Source organism: Bartonella sp. OC16QHHD (genome assembly GCF_042194035.1).
Classification (GTDB): domain Bacteria; phylum Pseudomonadota; class Alphaproteobacteria; order Rhizobiales; family Rhizobiaceae; genus Bartonella.
In genome coordinates this window covers 1-6,050 of the sequence record NZ_JBHIMJ010000077.1, presented here as the reverse complement: position 1 = coordinate 6,050, position 6,050 = coordinate 1, and the positions used below count along the sequence as shown (strand labels likewise).

Annotated in this window: 6 protein-coding genes; all 6 read left to right on the top strand. The window is 41.4% G+C overall.

Going from position 1 to position 6,050, the window contains the following annotated elements; genetic code table 11:
• A partial coding sequence (locus ACFIK1_RS07235) for a hypothetical protein (RefSeq protein ID WP_375662464.1) occupies positions 1-299 on the top strand: 299 nt, incomplete at its 5' end.
• 1 nt (position 300) lies between these two features.
• Positions 301-1,149, top strand: a complete 849-nt coding sequence (locus tag ACFIK1_RS07230) for a hypothetical protein (RefSeq protein WP_375662463.1) — start codon at positions 301-303, stop codon at positions 1,147-1,149.
• A gap of 42 nt (positions 1,150-1,191) precedes the next feature.
• A complete protein-coding gene (locus ACFIK1_RS07225) occupies positions 1,192-2,532 on the top strand; it encodes a hypothetical protein (protein ID WP_375662462.1) in 1,341 nt (446 codons plus the stop codon).
• Entirely contained in the window at positions 2,532-4,715 is a 2,184-nt protein-coding gene (locus ACFIK1_RS07220; RefSeq protein WP_375662461.1) for a hypothetical protein, read from the top strand. Before ACFIK1_RS07225 ends, ACFIK1_RS07220 begins: the two co-directional genes overlap by 1 nt.
• Positions 4,716-4,731: 16 nt before the next feature.
• The gene (locus ACFIK1_RS07215) at positions 4,732-5,382 is read left to right on the top strand and encodes a transglycosylase SLT domain-containing protein (RefSeq protein ID WP_375662460.1); all 651 of its coding nucleotides are present in this window, start codon (positions 4,732-4,734) and stop codon (positions 5,380-5,382) included.
• 12 nt (positions 5,383-5,394) lie between these two features.
• Positions 5,395-6,050 (top strand): phage tail protein (locus ACFIK1_RS07210; protein ID WP_375662459.1); only part of this gene is annotated, 656 nt, incomplete at its 3' end.

The window sequence follows — 6,050 nt, the reverse complement described above, 5'->3', positions numbered from 1 at the left end:
TTGAAGCGATTTGCAGTGGCAAGAAACAGTTATGGCTTGTTTTGGATGACGACGAGCGCTTTTTAGCGGCATTCACGACCCAGATACAGCAGACAGTTTTAGGAAAGAAGCGCGCACTGATTTGTGAATGTAGTGGGAAGGGCGTTCTTGATCAAGTTGATAATTTGAAATTTGTAGAGGATTGGGCGCGTGAGAATGGTGCTTCTGAAATGGAGATCTTGGGTCGTTTAGGTTGGAAGCGTGCACTAACCAAGCAAGGCTATAGCATAGGTATGCTTTATTATAGGAAGGAATTGTGACATGGGGAGCAGTAGACCAGCAACGACAGAACAGAAGCAGGTGCAGACAAGCGCCCCTCCTACTTGGATGCAGAATGTCTTTAAGCGTGGGGGTGCAGATGCGTATAACATGTATGACACAGGGATGGGTGGTAATGTTTATGGGGGACCTCGTGTTGCACCTTTAAGTGCTCCAACTTATCAAGCAATTGGAGGTCTTGGAGCTATTCCTCATCAGTATCAGAATTATATGAATCATTTGATGAATACTCCAACATCGTCTGCGAGAAACCTTAACTGGATTGCATCTGGTGGTTTGATGGGACCGAATTCTCAATTTGATGAGGAACTTAAAGAGGGCTTAAGTGAAATAAGAAATAGTATTAATCGACAGTTTTTAGGGAGTGGTCTTTATGGCTCTAGTGCGCATAACAATGAGTTACAGAGGGGGCTTAATGATGAATTAGCTCGTATCAAGTATCGCCAGCGTGATAGAGATTTACAGCATATGATGCAAGCCAATTCGATGATTGATCAACTGAATGAGAACCGCTTAGGCATGATAGGCAACTTATTCCCCTCTTATAATAACGCATATTCGAATATGTTGCAGGGGTCATCTGTTCTTAATGACTACAATCAACGCCTTGTTGATGCCAATCGTGAACGTTGGCTGGAACAAGACAATAGCGGCTGGAATAGGTTGAATATGCTTATGAACGCCGGTCATGGCTTTGCAAGGAATTACGGCACGACGACGAATAATGTGTCAGAATCTAAGATGCATGGTAACGACCCTTGGCAGAATGCTATGATGGTGCTTTTTGGATTAAAGAAGGCTGCGGAAAAGGCAGCAAATGCTGCCGTTTAGTTTGAATAATCTTAGAAAAAATAAATAGTTAAAGGGAAAGTAATGGTTTTTATAGATTTTGACCCGAGAGATAGACGTTTCATATCCAAACTAGAAAAAGATCTACACGAACGCAGACTAGAAAAAGATCTACTACAATCAATAGCGAATCAACGAAAGGACAAACATAAATTACCAGTTTTTCTTAATGCGATTTCTATGAATGATCCATATAAGATAGGCTCTTTTTCTCCTTCTCCAATAGGTTCTATTCGTCCTTCTGAGATAGATAATGAGGGGAATAAACCCTCTCCGATTCCACAATCAGAAACTCCTCCTCAGTTAGAGACTTCTCCACCTATTTCAACAAAACCAGTTCCATTGCAAGAACAGCCTCCTGAACCAAATCTTAGTTTTTGGGATAAATTTTCTCGTTTTTCACAGTCTGATGTTAGTAAAAATATTGATGATTTTCTTATGGGGGCGATAACAGCAAGTCCAAATTCATCTGGATGGCAACTTTTTGCCAAGGGGCTGAAGAACTTGCATGAAGGAGATAAACAAAGAGGGCAGGTTAACCAGACTGTCGAGTATCTAAAATCCAAAGGCTATAGTGAAGAAGAAGCTGCTATTATGGCACGTAATCCGCAAATGCTTAGTGCGATGCTAACAGGTGGTGATACTCCTAAGTTACCTCTGGGGCATCAATGGTATATCAATCCGGAGACAGGTGAACGTGAAGCGAGACCGATTAAAGGATCTCTACTGGAATTGGAGTATAATCAGAAAAAACGAGACATAGAAGAGTGGGAAATAGGTAAGAGAAACACTGCTGCTGTAGTAGCAAAAGAAATTAATCATATTGTGGATACAGTTAACAATGCTCTTCAAATTATAGAGAAGAATCCCAAAAAGGCTGCTGGTAAGGTCGGTGCTTTTGCTCAGATTATCCCAGGCGCTGATGCAAAAACATTAAAAAATAAATTAAAAACGCTTGAAGGTGGTGTCTTTGTTCGAGTGATTGAAGCAATCAAAAAGCAAAGTGACGGCGGAAAATTAGGCGTTGGACCGTTATCTAATGAAGAAAGCAGGCGCATAGTAGCATCTTATGGTACTATGGACATTAGCGATAAACCAGAAGAACTATATAAAACGCTCTTAAAAATCAAAGATATGTTTGATCTTTTTAAAAAACTGAATGATGAGGAAATTTATAGGTTGTCAAATGGAATGGAAGTAAGACCGCGTCTAAAGTATTCTGCTCAATATGCTAATCAGTCGATGTCGCAAGGAGGTAGTGAAAATATACCTCGGATGAGTATGCAAGAAGCTGCTAAAAGAAATGATATTACTGAATTTATAGATATTGAGACTGGTGAGCATATGAGGAAGGTAAAATTGTAATGAATACGTCTCGATCTAGATATGTAACATTAGAGGATGGAACACGTTATCGTTTTGATGTTATTGATAATAATTCTCAAAATAATGCGTCTCGATCTAGATATGTGACCTTAGAAGATGGAACACGCTATCGCTTTGATGTTCTCAATGATGCCTCCAACTTTGAAGAAACAACTTCACCCCAACATCCCGAAATCACGCAAAGTGAAGCTTTTTGGAACTCTTTAAAGCATGGTTTGAGTTTTAATTTAGATGATGAGATTGCGGGGATTACAGCGGCAGGACGTGATTCTGATGATGAGTTGGCAATAAAGGCTTTTGCGAAGGGGCTTTACAACTATTGGACTGGAGATAAGAAAACCATAGAAAAATATGAGAAAGAAGCTAATAGAATACGTGATTATTATCGTAGGATGAGTGATCAACATTATTGGACTTCTTTTGCTGGAAATGCTTTAGGGTCGGCAATTCCTTCCCTTGCGACTTTAGGGGGAGGATTGTTAGCCTCAGGAGCACGCTTTGTAGCGCCTACACTTGCAAGGAATGTGGCGGGATCAAAATTAGGTCAAGCCTTTTTGAAAGCAGGTCAGTTACCCCCAAGTCGATTTGCAAGTCCATTTTTAGGCATCACGAACAAAACAACATTGCCGCATTTGCTTAAAGTAGGGGCGGCATCTGGTGCATTACATGGAGCGGGAGAAGGTGAAGGACTTGGTAATACACTTACAAGTACGTTATCTGGTGCAGGTTTAGGAGCGGGTGGGGCATTGGCTGGAAGTGCTTTAGCTCATTTAGCTGGTTATCCGGTAAGCGGAATACGAAGACTTTTTTCTCCTTCTCATAAGGAAGGTGTTGCAACAGACACGTTAAGAGCAATCAGTAAACATTTAGGCAATGAAGCTTCTGAAGAGCTAGGAGAATCTTTTAAAAAAGCAGTTTCTACCGATTACGTAGCTGATCATAGTCCTTTTTTACAAGACCTTGTTTTTGATATCGCGAAAAGAAATCAAGGAGCTTATCTTGATTTGACTAAAAGAGCTGGGCAGAGAGCGCTGGGAGGAGGGGAGCGTATTCATCAAGCTGCTGATGAACACTTTGTTCCTCGTCAAAATGTCACAGGTTTAAAAGGTGATCTTATCGCGAGTAGGAAAGAAGCATCCCATACTCTTTATGAAATAGCTAAAAAGATACCAATAGGAGAGAAATATTATGGGGCACTTAATGAATTAATGGAGCGTCCATACTTTAAACAAGCTTATAATAAAGGGCTAAGGGGATTCATTAGTGATGGCAATAAAGCCAGTCCGTTTTCTTCTGAAAAATTTAGCCTTCTTAAAGAGAAACCCAACATGGGTATTCTCCATAAAACTAAGGAGGCTATTGATTTTATGATACGGGCAGAAAAGAGGCAAGGAAACAATAGCAAAGTTCGTAGCTTAGTAGATATCGACAAAAAGTTATTAGAGATTATGGATGATATATCGTCTGAATATAAGAAAGGGCGGGCATTGTATCATCAATATAGTTCACATGTAGATGCTATGGGTAAAGGTTCTAAAATCCTTAGCAAGTCGGTTAATAAGGATGAGTTCAGTAAAATCTTTGATGAATTATCAGAGGGAGAACAAGAATACTTTAAAAAGGGCTCAAGGGCAGAACTTTTACAAGGTATGGGGCAAACAAAAGATGAAGTATCCAAGGCAAAGGAGATTTTTGGTACGAATGATCTGTATGAACGATTTGCAAAGATTTATGGAGCCGATAAAGCTTCTGCTGTTAAGAATGTTGTCAATAAAGAAGCTAATTATGCAGATTTTTATAACAGAATACCAGGTCGTGTAGCGGATGAAAAGATATCTTTTACGCATAATGTCAGTATGCCAACGGGTAAACGTGATGCAGCTGTACAATTAGCAAAAGCTGCTGGGAAGGCAGCTTGGATTCCTTTCAAAGAGGCGGCGTTTAGAGAGCGTCAACGGATTGAAAAGGATGTTGTCAAATTGTTAACAGGGGGGACACAGATTAAGAATGATCAAATTGTAGCTCTCATTCAACGCATGGTAAACGCGCATCATAAGGGATATGCGACAAAAGAATGGTTCAAAAAGCTTTCTGCTGCTTTGTTTGGAGGTGGGGGAAAAGCCTCAACGGAGGAGTTGAATTTATTGAGTGCATTTGAGTAAGGGAGGAGATTAGGCTATGACCCGTTCTAGTCCTTCTGTTAATCAAGCGATCCGTCAAGCAGCAGTGCGTTATGGTTTGCCAGAGAGTTATTTGTACCGTGTTGCGCAAGTAGAAAGTGGAGGCAATCCGAATGCAAGGAATCCCCGTTCTTCTGCGGGTGGGTTGTATCAATTTATAGACAGCACCGCCAAACAATATGGTTTGCAGGATCGTTTTGATCCCATGCAAGCGGCAGATGCCATGGGGCGGTTGACGCTTGATAATCGCAATCATTTAAGCCGCCTTTTGGGAAGAGCGCCTAGTGAAGCGGAATTGTATTTAGCACATCAACAAGGTGCAGGAGGAGCCGCGCGGCTTCTTCAAAATCCCCATGCCAATGCGGCGCAAATTGTTGGGAGCAATGCGGTTGGCTTGAATGGTGGAAACAACGCTATGCGTGCAAGTGATTTTGTCAACCGTGTATTACAGATGTATGGTGGGCAGCCTCATAGAGCAAGTCCTACAGCGCATGGTGGCATTAGAAATAGAGACAACTTGTTAGAGGTTTTAAGGGCATTATTAGCATCACAAGAAGAGGCTTCGGAAGAAGAAGAGAGTGATGATGATGATAATCCTTTGATGACGCAATTCATGCGGGCATTTTACGGACCATTTTACCGAAGCTAGGATTCACGAGAAATGTCAACGATTTATGATTGGTCGCTTAGAGCGGCGGATAATACGCGTTCTGATAATTTGATTGATTGGTCCGAAGGACAGTATCCTAGCAGTGTGAATACGAGCGCCCGTGTGATGATGCAGCGCGTAAAGGAATACTTGTCAGACACGGGTGGAGAGCTTGAAGGCATTGTGACAAATGATCATGTCCAACAAACGAGTGTGATAAGACTTGCAAGCACTTCACAGTTTTTAGAGTATAAGAATGGTATCGTTTTGCGCTTTATGGCGACGGGCAGGAATGTTGGAGCGACCACGATTGTCTTAAATGCTTTAGATGGCAAGCCGGTTTATAAAGCAACAGAATTAGGCATCAGTGCATTATCGGGAGGGGAAATCCAACAGGGGTGCATTTATACATTGTTTTATAATGAAGATCATTGGCATCTTGTTAATCCTACCTCTATCCCTTTAGAAGAAGAAAGCAGTCTTTATCCCACGGGTTTTATAGGAACGTTTGGAATGCGTGGGATTCCAAAGGATTGGTTAATTTGCGATGGGAAGGCTTATTTACGTCGTGATTATCGTGATTTATTTGAGACGATAGGCACGGTTTGGGGAGAGGGTGATGGCGCCACGACATTTAATGTTCCCGATTTTCGAGGGATGTTTTTACG

Bases quoted from the DNA above. Each gene is read 5' to 3' on its own strand.
- ACFIK1_RS07225 (WP_375662462.1), top strand. From the start codon at position 1,192: ATGGTTTTTATAGATTTTGACCCGAGAGATAGACGTTTCATATCCAAA.
- ACFIK1_RS07215 (WP_375662460.1), top strand. From the start codon at position 4,732: ATGACCCGTTCTAGTCCTTCTGTTAATCAAGCGATCCGTCAAGCAGCA.
- ACFIK1_RS07220 (WP_375662461.1), top strand. From the start codon at position 2,532: ATGAATACGTCTCGATCTAGATATGTAACATTAGAGGATGGAACACGT.
- ACFIK1_RS07230 (WP_375662463.1), top strand. From the start codon at position 301: ATGGGGAGCAGTAGACCAGCAACGACAGAACAGAAGCAGGTGCAGACA.